Source organism: Marinimicrobium agarilyticum DSM 16975, from assembly GCF_000423345.1.
Classification (GTDB): Bacteria; Pseudomonadota; Gammaproteobacteria; order Pseudomonadales; family Cellvibrionaceae; genus Marinimicrobium; species Marinimicrobium agarilyticum.
The window spans coordinates 144,923-166,442 of sequence record NZ_KE384008.1; the positions used below are offsets into that span (position 1 = coordinate 144,923).

Sequence of the window (21,520 nt, forward strand, 5' to 3'; positions counted from 1 at the left end):
GAAGCCCCCATGGATGGGTTCACGGCGGGTCTCCAATGGCTATTTCCCTCCTTCGCCGGGCTCTATGCTTTCACTGAACATTGACTGATGAAGCCAACCGATAATGAGCGTCATTTCTCAGCTACTGAAGCAGTTACCGCGAGATAAACATTACTGTGTTGCGTTGAGCGGTGGGCTGGACTCCACCGTGTTACTGCATGCCGTGGTGAAAGCATTGCCGAAAGGGCAGGTGAGGGCGGTTCATATCCATCACGGCCTCTCCCCCAACGCCGATCAGTGGCAACAACACTGCGAAACCACCTGCGCCCAATGGAACGTTCCACTCACCACCGTCCGGGTCAACGTACAGACCGACGGCAAAGGCCTCGAAGACGCCGCCCGGCAGGCCCGCTATCGCGTGTTTGAACAGCAGCTCCAAAGCAACGACATCCTCCTCACCGCCCACCACAGCGATGACCAGGTGGAAACCCTCCTGCTTCGCCTCGCGCGCGGCTCCGGCCCCCGAGGGCTTGCGGGCATGGCCGCTTCCCGTCCGCTCGGGCAGGGCGAGCTCTGGCGGCCACTGCTGCCCATAGCCCGGGAGACTCTGCTGGCTTATGGCCGGGAGCACCAATTGCAATGGATCGACGACGAAAGCAATGAGGACCTGCACTTTGACCGGAATTACCTGCGCCACCAGGTGCTGCCACCGCTGCGCCGGCGTTGGCCGGACTTGGGCGAGCGGTGGGGGAACAGTGCGGCGCTGTGTGGCGAGGCGGATCAGCTGCTACGCGAGTATGCTCGGGAAGATCTTGAGCGGTTGACGGTTGCGGCTCCGGGGCCGGTGTCGGAACCCTCGCCGGTGCTGTCACTCAGCGGGCTTTGGGGGCTTTCGCCTGGTCGGCGCCAGTGGGTGCTTCGGTGCTGGTGCGAGAACAATGGCGCTGGATTGCCCACGCGGGAGGCGTTGGCGCAGATTGAGGGGCAGTTGGTACAGGGGCGGGAGGATGCTCACGCCCTTGTGTCCGTGGGCAACCGGACGGTTCGGCGGTTTCGGGGTGGCCTTTATCTGGTTCCCGCTCTTGCCGGTGGGGAGTGGTCCGAGGAGCCGCTGTCTTTGGAGGGTAAAGGCGCCCCGGTGGCTTTGCCGGGCGGGGCGGCGCTTCAGGTGGACTGGGGCGGTGCAGAAGATATTTGCTTGAGTGCCCATGTGGGGCCCCTGATGCTCCGTTGGCGACGGGGCGGGGAGCGCTGCCGGCCGGTCGGGCGCGCCCACTCCCAGACCCTGAAGAAGTTGCTGCAAGAGTACGACCTGCCGCCCTGGTGGCGGGAGCGCGTTCCCCTGGTTTACGTGGGTGAGACGCTGGTGGCGGTGCCTTCGCTCTGGGTGTGCGAGGGTTTCCAGGCCGCTGCGGGCGAGCCCGGCTACCGCCTGCGCTGGTTCCCGGAGGCTGGCCCGGCGCGGCTTGAGGGGTAAGTTTTGATTGAGGCGATTAGGCCTTTCTGGTACTCTGGTGCCCCGTCCTGAAGAGAAATACCTGAGCCGTTTAGCGTTTGTCCGCTGCGCTTCGCCCCCCGGTATTTGTCTGTTCCTCTTATCGTACTGAACAAGGTTTTACATGACGCGATATATTTTCGTAACCGGTGGTGTGGTTTCGTCTTTGGGTAAGGGGATTGCCTCCGCCTCGCTGGCGGCCATCCTGGAATCGCGTGGCCTTAAGGTCACCATCCTGAAGCTGGATCCCTATATCAACGTGGATCCCGGAACCATGAGTCCCTTCCAGCACGGCGAAGTCTTTGTGACGGAAGACGGTGCGGAAACGGACCTGGACCTTGGGCACTACGAGCGGTTTATCCGCACCAAGATGACCCGGCGCAATAACTTCACCACGGGCCGGGTGTATGAAACGGTGCTGCGCAAAGAGCGCCGGGGTGACTACCTCGGTGGCACTGTTCAGGTGATTCCTCATATTACCGATGAAATCAAACGCCGCATTCTCGAAGGCGGGCGCGATGCCGACGTGGCACTGGTGGAAATCGGTGGCACGGTGGGGGATATCGAATCCCAACCGTTTCTTGAAGCGGTACGCCAGCTCAAAGTCGAGCTGGGCCCGAAGAATTCCATATTGATGCACCTGACCCTGGTGCCCTACATCGCCACCGCCGGCGAGACCAAAACCAAGCCCACCCAACATTCGGTGAAGGAGCTGCGCTCCATCGGCCTGCAGCCCAACATCCTGTTGTGCCGTTCCGAGCGGCAGGTGGATGAAGATTCCCGCCGCAAGATTGCGCTTTTTACCAACGTGGATGAACGCGCAGTGGTTCCGCTACCGGATGCCGGTACCATTTACGCCATTCCGCGTATGCTGCACGAGTTCGGCCTGGACGACATTATTGTCGAGCAGTTCGAGCTGGAATGCGGTCCGGCCGACCTGAGCGAGTGGGACCGGGTGGTGGATGGCAAACTGCATCCCGAGCACGAAGTGACCATTGCCATGGTGGGCAAGTACATGGAGTTGCTGGATGCCTACAAATCCCTGATTGAATCCCTGACCCACGCCGGCATTCATACCCGCACCAAGGTCAACATGATTTACATCGATGCCGAGCAGCTGGAAGAGCACGGCACGGATCTGCTGAGCGAAGCGGATGCCATTCTCGTGCCCGGTGGCTTCGGCAACCGCGGTGTGGAAGGCAAGTTCATGGCCGTGCGTTATGCCCGTGAGAACAAGGTGCCGTACCTGGGCATTTGCCTGGGCATGCAGTCGGTGGTAATTGAGTTTGCCCGCAACGTTGCCGGCCTTAAAGACGCCAACAGCACCGAGTTTGACAAACATACCCCCCATCCCGTGGTCGGTTTGATCACCGAGTGGGTGGACAACAGCGGTCGTCGGGAAAAGCGCGATGACAGCTCCGACCTGGGCGGCACCATGCGTCTGGGCGGCCAGGAAAGCCGACTGGTCGCGGGCTCCAAAACCCGCGAGATTTACGGCAAGGATGTGATTGTCGAGCGCCACCGTCACCGCTACGAAGTCAACAACAACTACGTGGACCGGTTGCAGAAAGCCGGCCTTCGCATTGGTGGCTGGTCCTCCGACGATACCCTGGTGGAAGTGGTAGAGCTGCCCGACCACCCCTGGTTTGTCGCTTGCCAGTTCCACCCCGAGTTCACCTCCACCCCGCGTGACGGTCACCCGCTGTTTACCAGTTTCGTCCAGGCGGCGCTGACTCATCAGCAAACGGCTTGAATTCCCGAGCGGGCCCATGCGGCCCGCTCCTCTGACAAAGTGAGACTGTAGTGACTGATCGAGATATTGCCATTGCCGATCTGACGGTAGGCAACCACCGTCCGTTCACCTTATTTGGTGGCATGAACGTGCTTGAGTCCCGGGATGACGCCATGCGTGTGGCGGAAGCCTACGTGGAAGTGACCACGAAGCTGGGCATTCCCTATGTGTTCAAGGCGTCGTTCGACAAGGCCAACCGTTCCTCCATCCACTCCTTCCGTGGCCCCGGCATGGAAGAGGGGTTGAAGATTTTCAGTGAGATCAAAGAAACCTTCGGTGTGCCGGTCATTACCGATGTGCACGAAACCTGGCAGTGCCAGCCGGTGGCCGATGTCTGTGACGTGATTCAGTTGCCGGCGTTTCTCGCCCGTCAGACGGATCTGGTGAAGGCGATGGCCGAGACCGGTGCCATCATCAATATCAAGAAGCCGCAGTTTTTGAGCCCCGGCCAGATGAAAAACATCGTGGAAAAATTCCGCGAGTGCGGCAACGACAAGATCATTCTGTGTGAGCGCGGCAGCAACTTCGGCTATGACAACCTGGTGGTGGACATGCTGGGTTTTCGGACCATGCGCGACGTCAGCGGCGGCGCCCCCATTATTTTCGATGCCACCCACGCCCTGCAGTGCCGGGACCCACTGGGTGAGGCCTCGGGCGGACGTCGCCACCAGGTGGCGGAGCTGGCTCGGGCGGGCATGGCCGTGGGCCTGGCGGGCCTGTTTCTGGAGGCGCACCCCGACCCGGATAACGCCAAGTGCGACGGCCCCAGCGCTTTGCCGCTGGATAAGCTCGAGCCGTTTCTGGCTCAGATCAAAGCCATTGATGAGGTGGTGAAGTCCCTGCCGCCTCTGGATATTCAGTAACTTTTTATTCGCAAACGGAGCAATCTACGCATGAGCAAAATTGTTGATATCAAAGCTTTTGAAGTTCTGGACAGCCGGGGCAACCCGACCGTCAGCGCGGAAGTGATTCTGGAAAGCGGCGCGGTCGGTTCGGCCTGTGCCCCCTCCGGTGCCTCCACCGGTTCGCGCGAAGCGCTGGAACTGCGCGACGGCGACAAGTCCCGTTACCTGGGCAAAGGTGTACTGAAAGCGGTAGAGAACATCAACACCACCATCCGTGACCTGCTGCTGGGTAAAGACGCGACCGATCAGCGCGCGCTGGATCAGGCCATGCTGGATGCCGACGGTACCGAAAACAAAACCAACCTGGGCGCCAACGCCATTCTGGCGGTGTCCCTGGCGGCGGCCAAGGCGGCAGCTATTTCCAAGAAGGTTCCGCTGTATCAGCACATTGCCGAAATCAACGGTACTGCCGGTAAGTACTCCATGCCCGTGCCGATGATGAACATCCTCAACGGTGGCGAGCACGCCGACAACAACGTCGACATCCAGGAGTTCATGATCCAGCCCGTGGGCGCCAAGAACTTCTCCGAAGCGCTGCGCACCGGTGCGGAAATTTTCCACGCCCTGAAAAAGGTGTTGAGCGAGAAAGGTCTGAGCACTGCAGTAGGTGATGAAGGTGGTTTCGCGCCCAATCTGCCCTCGAACGAAGAAGCCCTGCAGGTGATCGGTCAGGCCGTGGCCAATGCCGGTTACAAACTGGGCGAGGATGTGACGCTGGCCCTGGACTGCGCCGCCTCTGAGTTCTACAAAGACGGCAAGTACGACCTGTCTGGCGAAGGCAAAACCTTCAGCGCGGAAGAGTTCTCCGACTACCTGGCGGACCTGTCAGCCAAGTACCCCATCATCTCCATCGAAGATGGGCTGGATGAAAGCGATTGGGACGGTTGGGCGTACCTGACCAAGAAACTGGGCGACAAAATTCAGCTGGTGGGCGACGACCTGTTCGTGACCAACACCAAGATCCTGAAAGAAGGTATCGACAAGAAGATCGGTAACTCCATCCTGATCAAATTCAACCAGATCGGTTCTCTGACCGAGACGTTGAATGCCATCAAGATGGCTCAGGACGCCGGCTACACCGCCGTGATTTCTCACCGTTCCGGCGAAACCGAAGACACCACCATCGCGGACCTGGCCGTGGCCACTGCGGCCGGTCAGATCAAGACCGGTTCACTGTGTCGCTCCGATCGCGTTTCCAAGTACAACCGTCTGCTGCGCATCGAAGCGGAGCTGAACGGTTCTGCTCCCTATCGCGGCCGGGCTGAATTCAAGGCCTAAGCGGTATCGTGAGCGTAATGAAAGAGGCGCCTGACGGCGCCTCTTTCATTTTTACCGCCCTTTCTCTTACTCCCGCTTCTCCCTCCTTGCTCCTGTCTCCGATGGCACGACTGAACAAGCGCCACGCTTTGGTGTAAACTCTCGTCACACGCTTGGGATTGGTTGCCGCTCTTAAATGGCACATCCGATTTGGAAACCCCGGATAACACCGTCATGAAAGCACTATTGGCTGTACTTCTCGTTCTGTTGACCGGCCTGCAATACCGCCTTTGGGTGGCCGAGGGCAGTTGGGCGGATGTCACTCGTCTGGAACGGGAAATTGAAAAGCAGGCGTCCGAGAACGAACGGCTGATAGAGCGTAACCGTCGCCTGTCCATCGAAGTGCAAGCGCTGAAAAACGGCCTCGACAGTGTGGAAGAGCGGGCGCGGGAAGACCTCGGAATGATTCGCGAAGGCGAGACGTTCTATATGATGGTGGCCCCTGAATAATTACACCGGCTATTGATCGCACAGGCATCGGCAAAACACTATGGCAAAACACACCGGGCCAACTTCGACGAGCCGCTACTGGGTAATTGTGCCGGCTGCGGGCATTGGCACCCGCATGCGCTCGGATCTACCCAAACAGTATTTGCAGTTGCAGGGTAAAACGCTGCTGGAACATACCGTGGAGCGGTTGTTGGCGATTCCCGACCTGGCCGGCCTGGTGTTGGCCCTGAGCCCCTCTGACCCTTACTGGGAACGGTTGCCGCTGGCGGGCGACCCTCGGGTGGCGGTCGTGGACGGGGGCAGCGAGCGCAGCCGTTCAGTACTCAATGCTCTGAACTACCTCACTCTGCAGGCGGACGCCAGTGACTGGGTCATGGTGCACGATGCGGCCCGCCCCTGTATTACCCCAAGCAGCATTGCCGGGCTGTGTCGGCACACCGCGAACCACCCGGTGGGGGGTATTCTCGGCGTCCCGGTGGGAGATACCCTCAAGCGGGTCGGCCCGCGCAATGTCATTCTGGATACCTGCGACCGGCGCGGCCTCTGGCAGGCGCAAACCCCGCAACTGTTCCGCTACCAACTGCTGCACCAGTGCCTGGCGCGGGCGCTGGCTCACGGTGAAGCCATTACCGATGAAGCCTCCGCGCTGGAGTTGGCCGGCTACCAACCGCTGATCGTCGAGGGGCGTTCTGACAATATCAAAGTGACCCGGCCGGAGGATCTGGCGCTGGCCGAGGCCATTCTTCAACGACAGGAGCAACGGTAAATGCGAGTAGGGCACGGCTTTGACGTCCATGCGTTTGGACCCGGCGACAAGGTGGTTATCGGCGGCGTCATCATTCCCCATGAACGCGGACTGGTTGCCCATTCCGATGGCGATGTACTGCTGCACGCGCTGTGCGACGCGCTGCTGGGTGCGGCCGGGCTCGGGGATATCGGTCGGCACTTTCCCGACACTGACCCCGGTTACAAAAATGCGGACAGTCGCGCTCTTTTGCGTATGGTTTACGCCAAGGTCAAAGCCGCGGGTTGGGTATTGGCGAATGCCGACATGACGGTGATTGCCCAGGCGCCCCGGCTGTCCGGGCACGTGCCTCACATGGTCGATCGTATCGCCGATGACCTGGAAAGCGAGCGCGGTCAGATCAATGTCAAAGCGACGACCACCGAGCACCTCGGGTTTACCGGGCGCAAGGAGGGCATCGCTGCCCAGGCCGTCGTGCTGTTGCAGTCCGCCAATGGGTGAGTCTGTAGAGCGCTGTTATCGACCAGTGGAGGGAGCCTCATGCCGTTGAACCCCAGCGACTATCGTTCCCCCTGGTGGCTGCCCGGCGGTCACCTGCAGACCCTGGTGCCGCGCTACATGCGCCGTTTGGCCCTCACTGGGGCGCCGGTAGAAATCGAGCTCAATGACGACGATGTGTTGTACGGTGAACTATACCGGGGGGCCAGCCCGGAGGCGCCGCTGCTGATTCTCTCGCACGGGCTTGAGGGCAGTGCCCGCAGTGGCTACATGCTGGGCGCGACCCGGGCGGCACTGGCTGAGGGTTGGTCGGTGTTGACCTGGAATCTGCGCAGCTGCGGCGAGAGGCTTAATCGAACCCCCAAGATTTACCATTCCGGTTGTAGCGACGACCTGGACCAGGTAATTGGCTGGGCCGAGCGCGCAGGGTTCCAGCGGATTCGTCTTGCCGGTTTTTCCCTGGGAGGCAATGTCACCCTCAAATGGTTGGGCGAGCAGGGCGAGCGAGCATTGAGCCGTGGGGTGGAAGCCGCCGTGGCGGCCTCGGTGCCCCTCGACCTGCACGCTTGTGTGCGCACCCTTGAGCGGCCGGCGAACTGGGTCTATCACAAACACTTTGTGCGTTCGATGAAGAAGCGTCTGCTGGTTAAAGCCGCTCAGTTCCCTGAGCATTTTGACCTCCGTCGCCTGAAAAGCGTGCGCACGCTTTGGGAGGTGGACGAGCATTACACCGCCCCTCTGAACGGCTTTCGCGACGCGGCGGATTACTACGCCCGTTGCAGTGGCCGTTTCTTTCTCTCCGGTATTCAAATACCGACCCTTTTGGTCACCGCACGCAACGACCCGTTCTTTAATGAGACCTGTTTTCCCGTGGACGAAGCGCGGCAGCATCCGCATTTCACGTTCGAAGCGCCGGCCGACGGTGGCCATGTGGGCTTTTGGCAGGGTTCCGGTGGCTGGTGGCTGGAACGGCGTTTGATCCGGCACTTGGCGGGAGCTTCCTTATGAGTACAACAGAATTTGATCTTGCCAATACCCCCGCCTGGGGAAAGCCCTTGATTCGAGGGCGCTTTCGGGTGGAACCGGAAGACTTCCAGGTAGATGAGTCACTGGGCTTCGAGCCGGAGGGGCAGGGCGAGCATTGGTTGGTCCAGATCCGCAAACGTGGCGACAATACCGCCTGGGTCGCCGGTCAGCTCGCTCATTGCGCCGGAGTCGGTGTCAAGGATGTGGGCTACTGCGGCTTGAAGGATCGACACGCCGTGACCACCCAGTGGTTCAGTATTTACCAGCCGCGCGGTGAGGAACCCCGCTGGGCAGACCTGGAAGCCCAGGGGATTATGCCGTTGCGCTGGGCACGACACGAGCGCAAGCTGCGTCGCGGCCAGCATCAGAGCAACCATTTTGTTATTCGACTGCGGGATATCACCCCGCTTGAATCCGGCGCCTTGGAGCGACTGGATGAGCGCCTGCAACAGATTGCCTCGAACGGGGTTCCCAACTATTTCGGCCCGCAGCGCTTTGGTCGGGACGGTGGCAACCTGGTGCGCGCGCGCGATTGGCTGGTGGGGGGGCGTTCCATCCGCCAGCGGCAACAACGCTCCATGGCGCTGTCCGCCGCCCGCTCCTGGTTGTTCAACCGCGTACTGGAAGCACGCGTGCGAGAGGGCGGTTGGCGCATTGCCATGCCCGGCGAACCTTTGGCGGAGGCTACCGGCCCGTTGTGGGGACGGGGTCGCCCGTTGGTGGAGGGTGACGCCCTGGCGTTGGAAAACGAGGCGCTGGCGCCGTGGAGTGATTGGCTCCCGAGGCTTGAGCATGTGGGGTTGAGTCAGGAGCGGCGCGCCTTATGCCTTCGGCCCGAGGGGCTGACCTGGCGGCGGGAGGCGGACGATCTGGTGTTGGCGTTTGGCCTGCCTCCGGGCACCTTCGCCACCGCGGTGCTCGCCGAAGTGGCCGAGCTGGATACGGTCTCCACGGAAGCGATGACGGCGACCACTGTGCTATAGTGAGCGCTTTGCAACAGCGCGATATTGACGGTTAGAGTTCTGGGGATACACGCAGTGACAAGTCTGACTTTGGAAGGTGTAGGAATGACCTCCCAGCGTACGCGGGAACGGTTGGTACAACGTCTGGCGGACAAAGGGGTAAGCAATCTGCAGGTGCTTGATACCCTGCGCAATACACCGCGTCACTGGTTCCTGGACGAGGCGCTGTCCCACCGGGCCTACGAGGATACCGCACTGCCGATTGGCTACGGCCAGACGCTCTCCCAGCCCTATGTGGTCGCGCGTATGACCGAAATCCTTCTGGGCGCCTCGGGCGGCAAGCTGAACAAGGTGCTTGAAGTGGGCACTGGCTCGGGTTATCAAACCAGCGTGCTGGCCCAGTTGGTGAAAGAGGTGTATAGCGTCGAGCGCATTAAACCCCTGCAGGATAAGGCCCGTGATCGCCTGCGGGAGTTGGGCTTGCGCAACGTTCATCTCAAACACGCCGATGGCGGCTTCGGCTGGCCGGAGGCGGGCCCGTTCGACGGCATACTGAGCACCGCCGCGCCGCGCTTTGTACCACAGGGGTTGTTGGATCAATTGGGGCCCAACGGGGTTCTGGTGATTCCGGTCGGGGATCAGACCCAGTCCCTCAACCTGATCGTGCGCGACGGCGATTCCGATAAATTCGTTACCCAGGTGCTCGAACCCGTCAAATTTGTTCCGCTGCTCTCCGGCACCAGCCGCTGAGTTTGTCGGGGCTCACCCTCAAGCCGCAATGAACCACCACGAAAAAAGGACGCCCTCCGTGCAAGAGAGACTTTTACTTTGTCTTAAAGGAATGGCCATGGGGGCTGCGGACGTCGTTCCCGGCGTTTCCGGGGGAACCATCGCGTTTATTTCCGGTATTTATGATGAGCTGCTTGACTCGTTGCGTCGTTGGACGCCGGCGGCCCTGGGCATTTGGTATCGGGAAGGCTTCGGTGCCTTCTGGAAGCACACCAACGGCAATTTTTTGTTGACCGTATTCGGTGGTGTGCTGCTCAGTATTTTCTCGCTGGCGAATGTGGTGAGCTACGCTCTGGAGTATCACCCTCTCCTGGTTTGGGGGTTCTTTTTTGGTCTGGTCGTGGCCTCGGTGGTCTATATCGGCCGGGGGCTGGCGCTGCGCAGTCCCCAGGTGTGGATTGGGCTGGCGGTGGGAACGGTGGTGGCCCTGGCCATCTCCTTGGGTAAACCCATGCAATTGCCGGACGAGTGGTGGATGGTGTTCCTTGCCGGTAGTATCGCCATTTGTGCCATGATTCTGCCCGGTGTTTCGGGCAGTTTTTTACTGTTGTTAATGGGGATGTATCCTGTTTTCATTCAGGCGGTGGCGGATTTGAACTGGTTGATACTGGGCTGTTTCCTGGCCGGGTGTGTGACCGGCCTGCTGCTGTTTTCCCATTTCCTGAGCTGGTTGTTGCACCGGTTCAGAGAACAGACCCTTGCGGTTCTGACCGGCTTTCTGATCGGTTCGCTCAATATCATCTGGCCCTGGAAACACGCACTGCAAACGTTCGTGGATCGTCACGGAGAGGAAATACCTGTGGTGCAGGAGAATCTCTGGCCCACGGACTATGCCGCGGTTACCGGCAACGATCCGCAGACCGCGATGGTTCTGGTGCTGATGGCTCTGGGTCTGTTTCTGGTGTTGGGGTTGGAACACTGGGCGACCCAAAACGACGAAAAGCGCAAAGCGCTTTGAGGGTGCGCGCCGTTATTTCGCGCAAGAACCTGGCTTTGTGAAACTTTTGTGACGATTGCGGCAGGTTACAAACGGTGTTACAACCTTAATTTTAGAGTATTTCCTAATAAGCGATTTGCGTTAATCGCCAATTCAAATAAAGCGTGTGGAGTTACGGGCACTTGATGTGAATGTGACTATTTTGGACAGGCCAGCTTCCAGGGCTTTCAAAGCCGGCATAGTGATTTATATTTTGATCGCTCTGTTGTTGGTGTCTGCCTGTTCTTCCCAGCCGGCCCAGGTGGTTAATCGCGAGCAACCCCCCAGTCGCAAGATTCAACATCACCGGGTGAGCCCCGGTGAAACCCTTTATTCCATCGCCTGGCGCTATGATATAGAGCATCGCCAGCTCGCTCGGCATAACGGCATCAGCCCGCCCTTCACGATTTACCCCGGCCAGATGCTCCGGTTGGACGTGGGCAATACGTCGGCTCAGGCTGCCGACCCTCCCGCTGCCATCGCCCGCCAGTCAAAGCCTCCAGAAAAGACGAACACCCGTTCGAAAAATCAAACGAAGAGCGCCCCCGCTCAACCAACCCCCAGTTTGATCAGTGGTGCGCCCAAATGGCAGTGGCCGGTGACTGGTCGGGTCCTCAGTGCCTTCGGTGCCTCTACCGGCTTGAATCAGGGTATTGATATCGATGGGAATTTGGGAGACTCTGTAGTGGCAGCCGCCGCTGGGCAAGTGGTTTACGCTGGCAACGGTCTGCGTGGGTACGGCAATCTGGTGATCATTAAACACAATGACACTTTTTTAAGCGCTTATGCCCACAACCGACGCTTGAGGGTTTCCGAAGGCGATTCGGTGAAAGCTGGCGAAGTCATTGCCGAAATGGGCTCTACCGGCACCGATAGTGTGCGTTTGCACTTTGAAATTCGGCGCGATGGCAAGCCCGTTGACCCAATAGGGTATTTACCCAAACGGTGAACTCCACCGTATACAGGAAGTCCGCAGTATAAAGATAAATTGGGTTCGGCCGATGAGTGCCTAGGGGTGGCTCAAATCGGCCAAGACAAAGAGAGGGGTGATCTATGGCTCTGCGAGAACAGGATGCCAAAATGGAACGTGAACAGGCCGTTGCGGTTCACGAAATTGACTTTAATGAAGAGGCCGTGACGCTGGCAGAAGAGGAGCCTGCCACTGTACCCACCGCCCGGCGAGGGCGCGCCAGAGTCGACCGATCCGTCGACGATCATTTCTCCAAGAGTCTCGATGCGACTCAACTCTACCTCAACGAAATTGGTTTCTCCCCACTGCTGACCGCCGAAGAGGAAGTCTACTTCGCTCGCCGCGCGCTTCGGGGCGATGACGCGGCCCGGCGCCGCATGATTGAAAGCAACCTGCGCCTGGTCGTCAAGATTTCCCGCCGTTACGTCAATCGGGGCCTGGCGTTGCTCGACCTGATCGAGGAGGGCAATCTGGGCCTGATTCGAGCGGTGGAAAAATTCGATCCAGAGCGTGGTTTCCGCTTTTCCACCTACGCGACCTGGTGGATTCGCCAGACCATTGAGCGGGCCATCATGAATCAGACTCGTACCATCCGTCTGCCCATTCATGTGGTGAAAGAGCTCAACATCTACCTGAGAGCCGCGCGTGAGCTCACCCAGAAGCTCGACCACGAGCCATCGTCCGATGAAATTGCGACGCTGTTGCAGAAGCCGGTGGCGGATGTCGAGCGCATGCTCGGGCTCAACGAGCGGGTAACGTCCGTCGACAGCCCCATAGGGAATGCCTCGGACCGCTCGGTGGTGGACACCATCCCCGATATCAACAACTCCGACCCCGCCTCACTGATGCAGGATGGCGACTTGAACTCCAGCCTGGATCGCTGGTTGGACGACCTGAGTGAAAAGCAGCGGGAAGTGCTGGCGAGACGCTTTGGCCTGCGCGGTCACGAAGTCTGCACCCTGGAAGAAGTGGGCCACGAGATCGGCCTGACGCGCGAGCGGGTTCGGCAGATTCAGGTGGAAGCCTTGAAACGGCTGAGGGAAATCATCGAAAAGCAGGGCCTCAACAGTGAGGCGTTGTTCAGCGTTTAACGCTCAACGGCCTGTTTAACAGGCAAGCAATAAAAAGCCGGGTGGCAGTCCACCCGGCTTTTTTTGTGGCGCGGCTTACCGCTCCAGGTATTGCAGCTTGCCCTCAACGCCATCCCACTCCTCGGCATCAGCCGGAGCGTCTTTCTTCTCGGTGATATTGGGCCACACCTCGGAGAGCTCGGCGTTCAATTCCAGGAATACGTCCTGACCCTCCGGTAGCTCATCCTCGGAGAAAATGGCATCCACTGGACACTCGGGCTCACACAACGCGCAGTCGATGCACTCGTCGGGATGAATCACGAGAAAATTGGGGCCTTCATAAAAGCAGTCAACGGGGCAGACTTCAACGCAGTCTGTGTGTTTGCATTTAATGCAGTTTTCCCCAACAACAAAAGTCATAGCGGACTCCACGAACACGGTTCTGATTTGGGCGGCTATTCTAGCAGTATTCCTATTTTTTACCAGCCATGAGCGCCTTTAAGGTGTAGAGCTGCTCCAGGGCCTCCCGGGGTGAGAGGTCGTCGGGGTGCACGCCCTTGAGCGCCTCCACCACGGGGTGCGGCCCGCTATCAAACAGGGCGCCCTGAACGGGGGCTCCCGGTTGATCTTTGGCTTCGGGCGCACTTTTGGGTGTGGAGGCTTCAGCGGGGGCCTGTCGCTCCGCGTCACCTTCCAACTGGGTCAATTGGGTTTGCGCCTGGCTCAGCACGCCTTCGGGTATGCCCGCCAGGCGGGCCACCTGCAGGCCATAGCTCTTGCTGGCCGGCCCCTCCTGGACTTTGTGCAGGAACACGATGCTGTCGTGGTGCTCGGTCGCATCCAGGTGGACGTTGGCGATGCCGGGCAACTCGTCGGGCAGCCGCGTGAGTTCGAAATAGTGGGTGGCAAAGAGGGTGTAGGCCTTGACCCGCTCAGCCAGGTGGCGGGCGCAGGCCCAGGCGAGAGCCAGGCCGTCAAAGGTACTGGTCCCGCGGCCGATTTCGTCCATCAGCACCAGGCTGCGCGGGGTGGCGTTGTGCAGGATGTTGGCGGTTTCGGTCATTTCCACCATGAACGTCGAGCGTCCACCGGCCAGGTCATCGGAGGAGCCGATGCGGGTAAAAATACGATCGAGCATACCGACGCTGGCGCTCTCGGCCGGCACGAAACTGCCGATATGCGCCAGCAGAACAATCAGTGCCGCCTGGCGCATGTAGGTGGACTTACCGCCCATGTTGGGGCCGGTGACCACCAACATGTGCCGTTGCTCGCTAAAGTTGAGGTCATTGGGTACGAAAGGCGCGTCACTGACCTGCTCCACCACCGGGTGTCGCCCGGCCCGGATCTGGATACCCGGTTCGGGGCTCAGCTCCGGGCGGCTCCAGCCCAGGCTGTCTGCCCGCTCGGACAGGTTGGTCAACAGGTCCAGCTCCGCCACGGCGGCGGCGGATTGCTGAAGCGGAATCAGATCGTCGTTGAGCTGGTCGATCAGGTGTTCGTACAGGAGCTTTTCCCGGGCCAGGGCCCGGCTTTTGGCGGAAAGGGCCTTGTCCTCGAACTCTTTCAGTTCCGGGGTGATAAAGCGCTCGGCGTTTTTCAGGGTCTGGCGGCGAATGTAGTCCGCCGGGGCCTGCTCCGCCTGCGAGCGTGTCAGCTCGATAAAGTAGCCGTGGACCCGGTTGTAACCCACTTTGAGGTTGGCAATGCCGGTGCGCTCGCGTTCCCGGGTTTCCAGATCCACCAGATACTGACCGGCGTTATTGCTGATGTTGCGCAGCTCATCCAGTTCCTGATCATAGCCTTCGGCGATGACCCCACCGTCCCGGATGACCACCGGTGGGTTTTCCACCAGGGCTCGACCCAGCAACTCAACCGCCTCCGGGAATTCCCCCAGTTGTTGGGCCAGCTCGCTCAGGTGTGGCGCTTCAAGACGTGCCAGCTCGGCCTGCAACTCCGGATAACAGGAGAGCGACGCGTGCAGGCGCGACAAATCGCGGGGCCGGGCAGAGCGCAGGGCCAGGCGGCCCAGAATGCGCTCCATATCACCCACCCGTTTCAGAATTCGATGAATGACTTCGAAGGTATAGTTGCCCTTGAGCTCCGCCACAGCGGCCTGGCGCGCGGCCAGGACCGGCAGGTCGCGCAGGGGCCGGTTCAGCCAGCGGCGCAGAAGGCGCGAGCCCATGGCGGTGGCGCAGCGATTGAGCACGCTGAACAGGGTGTTTTCGTCGCCACCGCCCAGGTTGATATCCAGCTCCAGGTTGCGGCGCGTGGCCGCGTCCATGATCACCGCCTGTTCGCGGTTCTCGTGGCTGAGACCGCGCACATGGGGGAGGGCAGCGCGCTGTGTTTCGCGAGCATAGCCCAGCAGGCAGCCGGCGGCGGCAATGGCGGTGTGCAGGTGGTCGCAGCCGAAGCCCGCCAGGTCCTGTGTGCCGAATTGTTGGGTCAGCAGACGCCGGGCGGTATCGAGCTCAAATTCCCAGGGGCCACGGCGCCGCAGGCCCCGGCGGTTCTCTACAAGTTCTGGGTTGGTCAGATCGTCGCTGACCAGCAACTCTGCGGGGCGCAGCCGCTGAAGTTCGCCCAGAGCGGCATCGAGCCCTTCGACTTCCAGCACCTGAAAGCGGCCGCTGGCGATGTCGAGCGAGGCCAGGCCGTAGGTGTCGCCGCTGCTGTGAAGCGCCACCAACAGGTTGTCGCGTCCGGAGTCGAGCAGGGCCTCATCACTGACCGTGCCGGGCGTGACAATTCGCACGACTTTGCGCTCGACCGGTCCCTTGGCCGTGGCCGGGTCACCGATCTGCTCGCAGATGGCGACCGACACCCCTGCCCGGACCAGCTTGGCCAGGTAACCGTCGGCGGCATGGAACGGAATGCCCGCCATGGGAATGGGCTCGCCGTTGGATTTGCCCCGGGCGGTGAGGGTCACATCGAGCAGTTCCGCGGCGCGTTTGGCGTCGTCGTAGAACAGCTCGTAGAAGTCGCCCATCCGGTAAAACACCAGCTCTTGCGGGTGCTCCGCCTTGATCCGCAGATACTGCTGCATCATGGGTGTGTGCGGGCTTTGGACATCCGAGGTATTGGGCATAGGATCGATTTTCGCGATTCGTGGCGGTGAATGAAGCGTGGCTATTCTACGGAAATCATCCGGGGCTTGCACTCGGTTCAAGGCTGGCATACCTTGGTGCCATGATCGCGACCACTCCCCCTGAATCCACTGCCTCCCCAGATGCGGGAAGACACCGCCGACTGGCTGAACAGCTGGGGGAGCAACTGCAGTCCAGGGGTTGGCGGGTAGCGACCGCCGAGTCCTGTACGGGCGGGGGAATTGCCGCCGCCCTGACCGAAGTGGCTGGCAGTTCCGCCTGGTTTGAATATGGGCTGGTGACCTACGCCAACCGTGCCAAGCAGCAACTGCTCGGGGTCTCCGAACAGAGTCTGGAGCGGGAAGGGGCGGTCAGTGAAGCGGTGGTGAGGGAAATGGCCGCAGGCGCGTTGCGCGTGTCTGGCGCCGAGCTTGCCATCGCCGTCAGCGGTATTGCCGGGCCGGCGGGAGGAACGCCGGAGAAACCCGTGGGAACCGTCTGGCTGGGGTGGGCTCTGGGCGGGGAAAACCCGCAAGTCGGTGCCCATTGTTACCGGTTTGAAGGCGATCGCGCCAGTGTGCGTGAGCAGTCGGTAGTCGCCGCTCTGGAGATACTGTTGAGCTTGGCGACTCTGGAAAAAACTACTGTATAGATATCGAGTGTACTGTTTGCGCATACAGGTTTTTCTGTGTATGCTGTGGGCAGTTATCAGGGGCGGCCAGGCCGCCGAACCGTTACATTTTTTCAGCATATTGATCGAGGTGTCGGATGGACGCGAATAAAGAGAAGGCGCTACAGGCCGCGTTGGGCCAAATTGAAAGACAATTTGGTAAAGGCACGGTTATGCGCATGGGTGACCAGGAGAGGGTAGCGATTCCCTCGATCTCCACCGGTTCGCTCGGGCTGGATGCCGCTCTCGGTATTGGCGGTCTGCCCAAAGGGCGTGTGGTGGAAATCTACGGTCCGGAATCGTCGGGTAAAACCACGTTGACCCTACAGGTGGTGGCCGAAGCCCAGAAACAGGGCGGCACCTGTGCGTTCATTGACGCCGAGCACGCCCTCGACCCGATTTACGCCGAGAAGCTTGGGGTCAACGTCGATGATCTGATTATCTCTCAGCCCGATACCGGTGAGCAGGCGCTGGAAGTCAGTGACATGCTGGTGCGCTCCGGCGCAGTGGATGTGCTGGTGATTGACTCGGTTGCGGCCTTGACGCCGCGGGCCGAGATCGAAGGCGAAATGGGCGATCAGCACGTGGGTCTTCAGGCTCGTCTGATGTCCCAGGCGCTGCGTAAGATTACCGGTAATATCAAAAACGCCAATTGCCTGGTGATTTTCATCAACCAGATTCGTATGAAAATTGGCGTGATGTTCGGCAGCCCCGAAACCACCACCGGGGGTAATGCCCTGAAGTTCTACTCCTCCGTACGTCTGGATATCCGTCGTATCGGTTCGGTTAAAGAAGGGGACGAGGTGATCGGCAACGAGACCCGCGTCAAGGTGGTGAAGAACAAGGTGGCGCCGCCGTTCAAGCAGACCGAGTTCCAGATTCTTTACGGCACCGGTATTAACCGGTTCGGGGAAGTGATCGACTACGGCGTAAAGCTGGGTATTGTCGATAAGGCAGGGGCCTGGTACAGCTATCAGGGCGACAAGATCGGCCAGGGCAAGAACAATGTTGTGAAGTTCATGCACGAAAACCCGAAGATCGCTGAAGAAATGGAAAGGCGGGTTCGCGGCGAACTGCTGAACATTCCGCCCAAGGAGGAAGGCAAGGCGGAGAAAAAGTCCGAGGAGGAGAGTGAGGCCTAATTCGGCCCCACTGGACCTGATTGACATGAGTCGGCGCCGTGTGAAACGCGGCGCCGACTTTGTGGTCTAAGGTGTCTCTGGTTGCCACCTCTTTGGCTACCACGGTTTGGTGAGTACAGCGAGGATACTATGATTCGACGCATATGGGCGCAGCGCAGCGCACGCCGGTTCTCCTTTGGCTATTGGTGGCTGACAGGTTTGGCGCTGTTGGCACTTGCGGGCTGTAGCAGCACACCTTCCGTGGTGACGGATTACAATCCCGATTTTGCCTTTGGGCAACTGCAGACCTTCCGGGTGGAGCAGACTCAAGAGGACAATGAGAAGAGCATTCTGATCTCCCCGTTTACCCTCAACCACCTGCAGACGGTGGTGCGCAACCAGCTTGATGCCCGTTACAACCCGGTAGAAGAGGGCGAGACCCCCGACTTTGTGGTGCGATATCACATTGTGGTGGAAGACCGTATTGACGTGCGCAGTTACGATCAGCGCTACGGCTTCGGTTATTACGGCTATGGGCCCTGGTATCGCTATCCTTATGCTCATTCCCCGAGCCCGAGGGTCTATCGCCAGGGCACTCTGATTATCGATATCGCCAGCGGTGAAGATAACAAGCCCTTATGGCGTGGTGTCTCCGAGCAGCGGCTCTACGATGGGCTGACACCTCAGGAGCAGCGAGTCCGCTTGTCCGCCGCGGTGACCGACATTTTGGCGAACTTCCCTCCGGTTAAATAGGGGTGGACCTTGAGTCGCGAGAAAACCTCTGACCCGTCTGAAAGCGATGTTCGCCTGGCAGCGATGAATTTGCTCGCCAGGCGTGAACATTCCGCTCTGGAACTTCGGGAAAAACTGGTAAAACGCTTTGCCGACGAGGCGCACGGGCTCGACATAGACTCTGTGCTCAGCCGGCTGGCTGAGCAGGGGCTTCAGAGTGACGAGCGCTTTACCGAGGCGTTTATCACCTCCAGAGAGCGGCAGGGCAAAGGGCCATTACGGATTGAGCAAGAGCTGCGCCAAAAGGGCGTTGCAGAAGCTCTTGTGGCGCAATACCTGGATGAGGCCGACGAGTGTTGGGCGGGACTGGCGCGAGAGGTTCGATCGAAGCGATTTGGCGATGGACCCATTCAGACGCCTCGGGAAAAAGCGCGACAGATGCGTTTTTTGCAGTACCGCGGCTTTTCCCACGAACAGGTCCGGGAGGCTATCGCCAGCGTTCCCAGGCATCCATGACCTTGGCAGAGTAACGGTAGCTACCATAGCTGCCGTTATAACGGGCCAGCGCTTCGGCCAAACGCCCCTCCGAGCGCTCCATGTAGTGCTTTAAAATGGTACAGCCGTAACGCAGGTTAGTATCCAGATCGATCAGGTTGTCTTCCGGTCGTCCGATTTCATTCTTCCAGAAGGGCATGACTTGCATCATGCCTTGCGCTCCTACCGATGAGACCGCGTAGCGGTTAAAATGGCTTTCCACTTCGATGACAGCCAGCACCAGCTCTGGCTGAAGGTCGGTCTGACGGGCGGCGGAGTGGATTTTGCGCAATAACCTGAGGCGTTGATCGGGGTTTTTGACAAAACGTTCCATGCGGCCCGACATGAGCAGCAGCCAGGCTTCGGCGTGGTAGTGGTCGTCAAAACTGTCGGCGGCCTTAATGTTCTCAATCAGCTTCTCCCGCAGACTGTCTTCTACCTCGATAGCCGGTTCGGCGTAAGCGAGCGTCCCGCTCTGGGCCCAGCCAGCGCCGGGCAAAAGGCTCCCCAGCCAGATCAACGCGCTGATCAGAGCGTGGCCGGGGAGCCTGAGCGAACGGTACACGGGTCAGCCCCGAACAGAGAGTTGCGCGCGAACAAAATCGAGCACTTCGTCGACCGGAATGTCCCGGGCTTCACTGTCTCGCCGTCCCTTGTATTCCAGCGTGCCTTTGTCGAGGCCGCGATCGCCCACCACGATACGGTGGGGAATGCCCATCAGGTCGGTGTTGGCCAGCATGACCCCCAGGCGGGCTTTTTCCTCATTCATATAGAGAACCTCGATGCCCATTTGGGTCAGTGCCTCGTAAAGCGCTTCACACTTTTCCGCGACAGCCGGAGACTTGTGGGGGTTGATGGGCACCAGGGCCAGTTGGAAAGGCGCGATGCTTTCCGGCCAGATGATGCCCTGGTCGTCGTGGTTCTGTTCAATGGCTGCTGCCACGACGCGGGAAACGCCGATGCCGTAGCAACCCATGATCATCGGCTTCTCCTTGCCATTTTCATCGAGTACCCGGGCATTCATCGCTTCACTGTATTTGGTTCCAAGCTGGAAGATGTGGCCGACCTCAATGCCGCGCTTGATTTCCAGTTGGCCCTCACCGTCGGGGCTCGGGTCTCCGGCGACCACGTTGCGAAGATCCACCACTTCCTGAACGGGCAGGTCGCGCTCCCAATTGACGCCGGTCAGGTGGTAGCCATCGCGATTGGCGCCGCAGACAAAGTCCGCCAAGTGCGCCGCAGCGCGGTCCAGGAGGATGGGCAGGTCCAGTTTAACCGGCCCGAGGGAGCCGGTCCCGACGCCAAGCTCCGCCTGTATCCGTTCCTCGGGTGCGAATGTCAGGGGTGAGGCGACGCCCGGCATTTTTTCCGCTTTGATGTCGTTCAGCTCGTGGTCGCCGCGCAGCACCAGTGCGATTAGCGGGGCTTTGCCCTCTTCGGGCTCTTCTCCGAGTACGATCAGCGTCTTGACGGTTTGCGCCGGCGCGACTTTCAGGTACTCGGCCACTTGCGCGATGCTTTCCTGTCCGGGTGTGGCGACCTCGGTCATTTCTTGCGAGGGGACGGGCCGGTCACCGGACGGTGCCACGGCTTCGGCCTTTTCAATGTTGGCCGCATAGGTGCTGCGATTGCTGAAGACAATGTCGTCCTCGCCGCTGTCGGCCAGTACGTGAAACTCGTGAGAAAAAGCGCCACCAATGGAACCGGTATCCGCCAATACCGGCCGATAGGCCAGGCCGATACGGTCAAAAATGGCACAGTAGGTCCCGTGCATGACCTCGTAAGTTTCTTGCAGGGAGGCCTGGGTCAAATGGAAGGAGTAGGCGTCCTTCATGGTGAACTCGCGCGCCCGCATGACCCCGAAGCGTGGGCGGATTTCATCCCGGAACTTGGTCTGAATCTGGTAAAAGTTGGCCGGAAGCTGCTTGTAGCTGTTGATCTCGCCACGAATAAGATCGGTAATGACCTCTTCGTGGGTGGGGCCCAGACAAAAGGATCGGTCGTGACGGTCGTGAATTCGCAGTAGTTCGGGACCGTACTGCTGCCAGCGACCGGATTCTTCCCACAGTTCAGAGGGCTGAACGACGGGCATCAGTACCTCCTGGGCCCCGGAACGGTCCATCTCCTCGCGGATGATACGTTCGACCTTGCGCAGCACGCGCAGGCCCAGGGGCATCCAGGTGTAGAGGCCTGAGGCCAGTTTGCGGATCATGCCGGCGCGTAGCATCAGCTGGTGGCTGATTACTTCCGCATCGGAGGGGGTTTCTTTTAACGTGGCTATCAGAAAACGACTGGCTCGCATAAATGGGCTTCTTAATGGCTATACTGTGAGTCAAGATAAACGCTTATTCTACGGTGCTTGTGGGCCCGGGTACAGACTTCGGCGCGCGACAATGCACC

At 59.9% G+C, this 21,520-nt stretch carries 21 protein-coding genes; 17 read left to right on the plus strand and 4 right to left on the minus strand.

Going from position 1 to position 21,520, the window contains the following annotated elements; translation table 11 throughout:
• Positions 1-103 precede the first annotated feature (103 nt).
• From tilS to rpoS, 13 genes are all read left to right on the plus strand, one after another.
• A complete protein-coding gene (tilS, locus tag G547_RS21945; protein ID WP_051235646.1) occupies positions 104-1,456 on the plus strand; it encodes a tRNA lysidine(34) synthetase TilS in 1,353 nt (450 codons plus the stop codon).
• A 142-nt stretch (positions 1,457-1,598) separates the two neighbouring features.
• The gene (locus tag G547_RS0116495; protein WP_027330780.1) at positions 1,599-3,227 is read left to right on the plus strand and encodes a CTP synthase; all 1,629 of its coding nucleotides are present in this window, start codon (positions 1,599-1,601) and stop codon (positions 3,225-3,227) included.
• A gap of 50 nt (positions 3,228-3,277) precedes the next feature.
• On the plus strand, positions 3,278-4,129 hold the full coding sequence (gene kdsA / locus G547_RS0116500) for a 3-deoxy-8-phosphooctulonate synthase (protein ID WP_027330781.1): 852 nt from the start codon (positions 3,278-3,280) through the stop codon (positions 4,127-4,129).
• A 30-nt stretch (positions 4,130-4,159) separates the two neighbouring features.
• Complete coding sequence (gene eno / locus G547_RS0116505; protein WP_027330782.1) at positions 4,160-5,449, plus strand: phosphopyruvate hydratase; 1,290 nt, start codon at positions 4,160-4,162, stop codon at positions 5,447-5,449.
• Positions 5,450-5,662: 213 nt separating this feature from the next.
• Positions 5,663-5,938, plus strand: a complete 276-nt coding sequence (gene ftsB / locus G547_RS0116510) for a cell division protein FtsB (RefSeq protein ID WP_027330783.1) — start codon at positions 5,663-5,665, stop codon at positions 5,936-5,938.
• Positions 5,939-5,978: 40 nt separating this feature from the next.
• A complete protein-coding gene (gene ispD / locus G547_RS0116515; RefSeq protein ID WP_027330784.1) occupies positions 5,979-6,704 on the plus strand; it encodes a 2-C-methyl-D-erythritol 4-phosphate cytidylyltransferase in 726 nt (241 codons plus the stop codon).
• A complete protein-coding gene (gene ispF / locus G547_RS0116520; protein WP_027330785.1) occupies positions 6,705-7,184 on the plus strand; it encodes a 2-C-methyl-D-erythritol 2,4-cyclodiphosphate synthase in 480 nt (159 codons plus the stop codon).
• A gap of 39 nt (positions 7,185-7,223) precedes the next feature.
• Positions 7,224-8,189: a YheT family hydrolase gene (locus tag G547_RS0116525; protein WP_027330786.1), complete on the plus strand. Its 966-nt coding sequence runs from the start codon at positions 7,224-7,226 to the stop codon at positions 8,187-8,189.
• Positions 8,186-9,190 (plus strand): tRNA pseudouridine(13) synthase TruD, encoded by a 1,005-nt coding sequence (truD, locus tag G547_RS0116530; RefSeq protein WP_027330787.1) that lies wholly within the window; start codon positions 8,186-8,188, stop codon positions 9,188-9,190. Before G547_RS0116525 ends, truD begins: the two co-directional genes overlap by 4 nt.
• Before the next feature lie 84 nt (positions 9,191-9,274).
• The gene (locus G547_RS0116535) at positions 9,275-9,919 is read left to right on the plus strand and encodes a protein-L-isoaspartate(D-aspartate) O-methyltransferase (protein ID WP_027330788.1); all 645 of its coding nucleotides are present in this window, start codon (positions 9,275-9,277) and stop codon (positions 9,917-9,919) included.
• A 97-nt stretch (positions 9,920-10,016) separates the two neighbouring features.
• Positions 10,017-10,916, plus strand: coding sequence for a DUF368 domain-containing protein (locus G547_RS0116540; RefSeq protein ID WP_211224585.1), 900 nt, complete (start codon positions 10,017-10,019; stop codon positions 10,914-10,916).
• 220 nt (positions 10,917-11,136) lie between these two features.
• Positions 11,137-11,883 (plus strand): peptidoglycan DD-metalloendopeptidase family protein, encoded by a 747-nt coding sequence (locus G547_RS0116545; protein ID WP_245573502.1) that lies wholly within the window; start codon positions 11,137-11,139, stop codon positions 11,881-11,883.
• A gap of 104 nt (positions 11,884-11,987) precedes the next feature.
• Positions 11,988-12,995, plus strand: a complete 1,008-nt coding sequence (gene rpoS / locus G547_RS0116550) for an RNA polymerase sigma factor RpoS (protein WP_027330791.1) — start codon at positions 11,988-11,990, stop codon at positions 12,993-12,995.
• A 75-nt stretch (positions 12,996-13,070) separates the two neighbouring features.
• On the opposite strand, the gene fdxA is transcribed toward rpoS, so the two are convergent.
• Both fdxA and mutS read right to left on the minus strand, forming a co-directional pair.
• Positions 13,071-13,394, minus strand: coding sequence for a ferredoxin FdxA (fdxA, locus tag G547_RS0116555; RefSeq protein ID WP_027330792.1), 324 nt, complete (start codon positions 13,392-13,394; stop codon positions 13,071-13,073).
• A gap of 52 nt (positions 13,395-13,446) precedes the next feature.
• On the minus strand, positions 13,447-16,065 hold the full coding sequence (gene mutS, locus G547_RS0116560) for a DNA mismatch repair protein MutS (RefSeq protein WP_027330793.1): 2,619 nt from the start codon (positions 16,063-16,065) through the stop codon (positions 13,447-13,449).
• A 101-nt stretch (positions 16,066-16,166) separates the two neighbouring features.
• Between mutS and G547_RS0116565 the strand changes: the two genes are divergently transcribed.
• The 4 genes from G547_RS0116565 to G547_RS0116580 all read left to right on the plus strand — a co-directional run bounded on the left by G547_RS0116565 (position 16,167) and on the right by G547_RS0116580 (position 19,102).
• Positions 16,167-16,715, plus strand: coding sequence for a CinA family protein (locus G547_RS0116565; RefSeq protein ID WP_051235648.1), 549 nt, complete (start codon positions 16,167-16,169; stop codon positions 16,713-16,715).
• Between the two features lie 116 nt (positions 16,716-16,831).
• Complete coding sequence (recA, locus tag G547_RS0116570) at positions 16,832-17,875, plus strand: recombinase RecA (RefSeq protein WP_027330795.1); 1,044 nt, start codon at positions 16,832-16,834, stop codon at positions 17,873-17,875.
• A gap of 129 nt (positions 17,876-18,004) precedes the next feature.
• Positions 18,005-18,607: a DUF4136 domain-containing protein gene (locus G547_RS0116575; RefSeq protein ID WP_084646133.1), complete on the plus strand. Its 603-nt coding sequence runs from the start codon at positions 18,005-18,007 to the stop codon at positions 18,605-18,607.
• A 9-nt stretch (positions 18,608-18,616) separates the two neighbouring features.
• Complete coding sequence (locus tag G547_RS0116580) at positions 18,617-19,102, plus strand: regulatory protein RecX (protein WP_027330797.1); 486 nt, start codon at positions 18,617-18,619, stop codon at positions 19,100-19,102.
• Here the strand turns inward: G547_RS0116580 and G547_RS0116585 are convergent.
• Positions 19,074-19,685 carry a lytic transglycosylase domain-containing protein gene (locus tag G547_RS0116585; RefSeq protein WP_027330798.1) on the minus strand — a complete coding sequence of 204 codons (612 nt, stop codon included), beginning with the start codon at positions 19,683-19,685 and terminating at the stop codon, positions 19,074-19,076. The two genes, G547_RS0116580 and G547_RS0116585, sit on opposite strands and share 29 nt — an antisense overlap.
• Before the next feature lie 3 nt (positions 19,686-19,688).
• Positions 19,689-21,422, minus strand: coding sequence for a proline--tRNA ligase (locus tag G547_RS0116590; protein WP_027330799.1), 1,734 nt, complete (start codon positions 21,420-21,422; stop codon positions 19,689-19,691).
• Between the last annotated feature and the right edge of the window lie 98 nt (positions 21,423-21,520).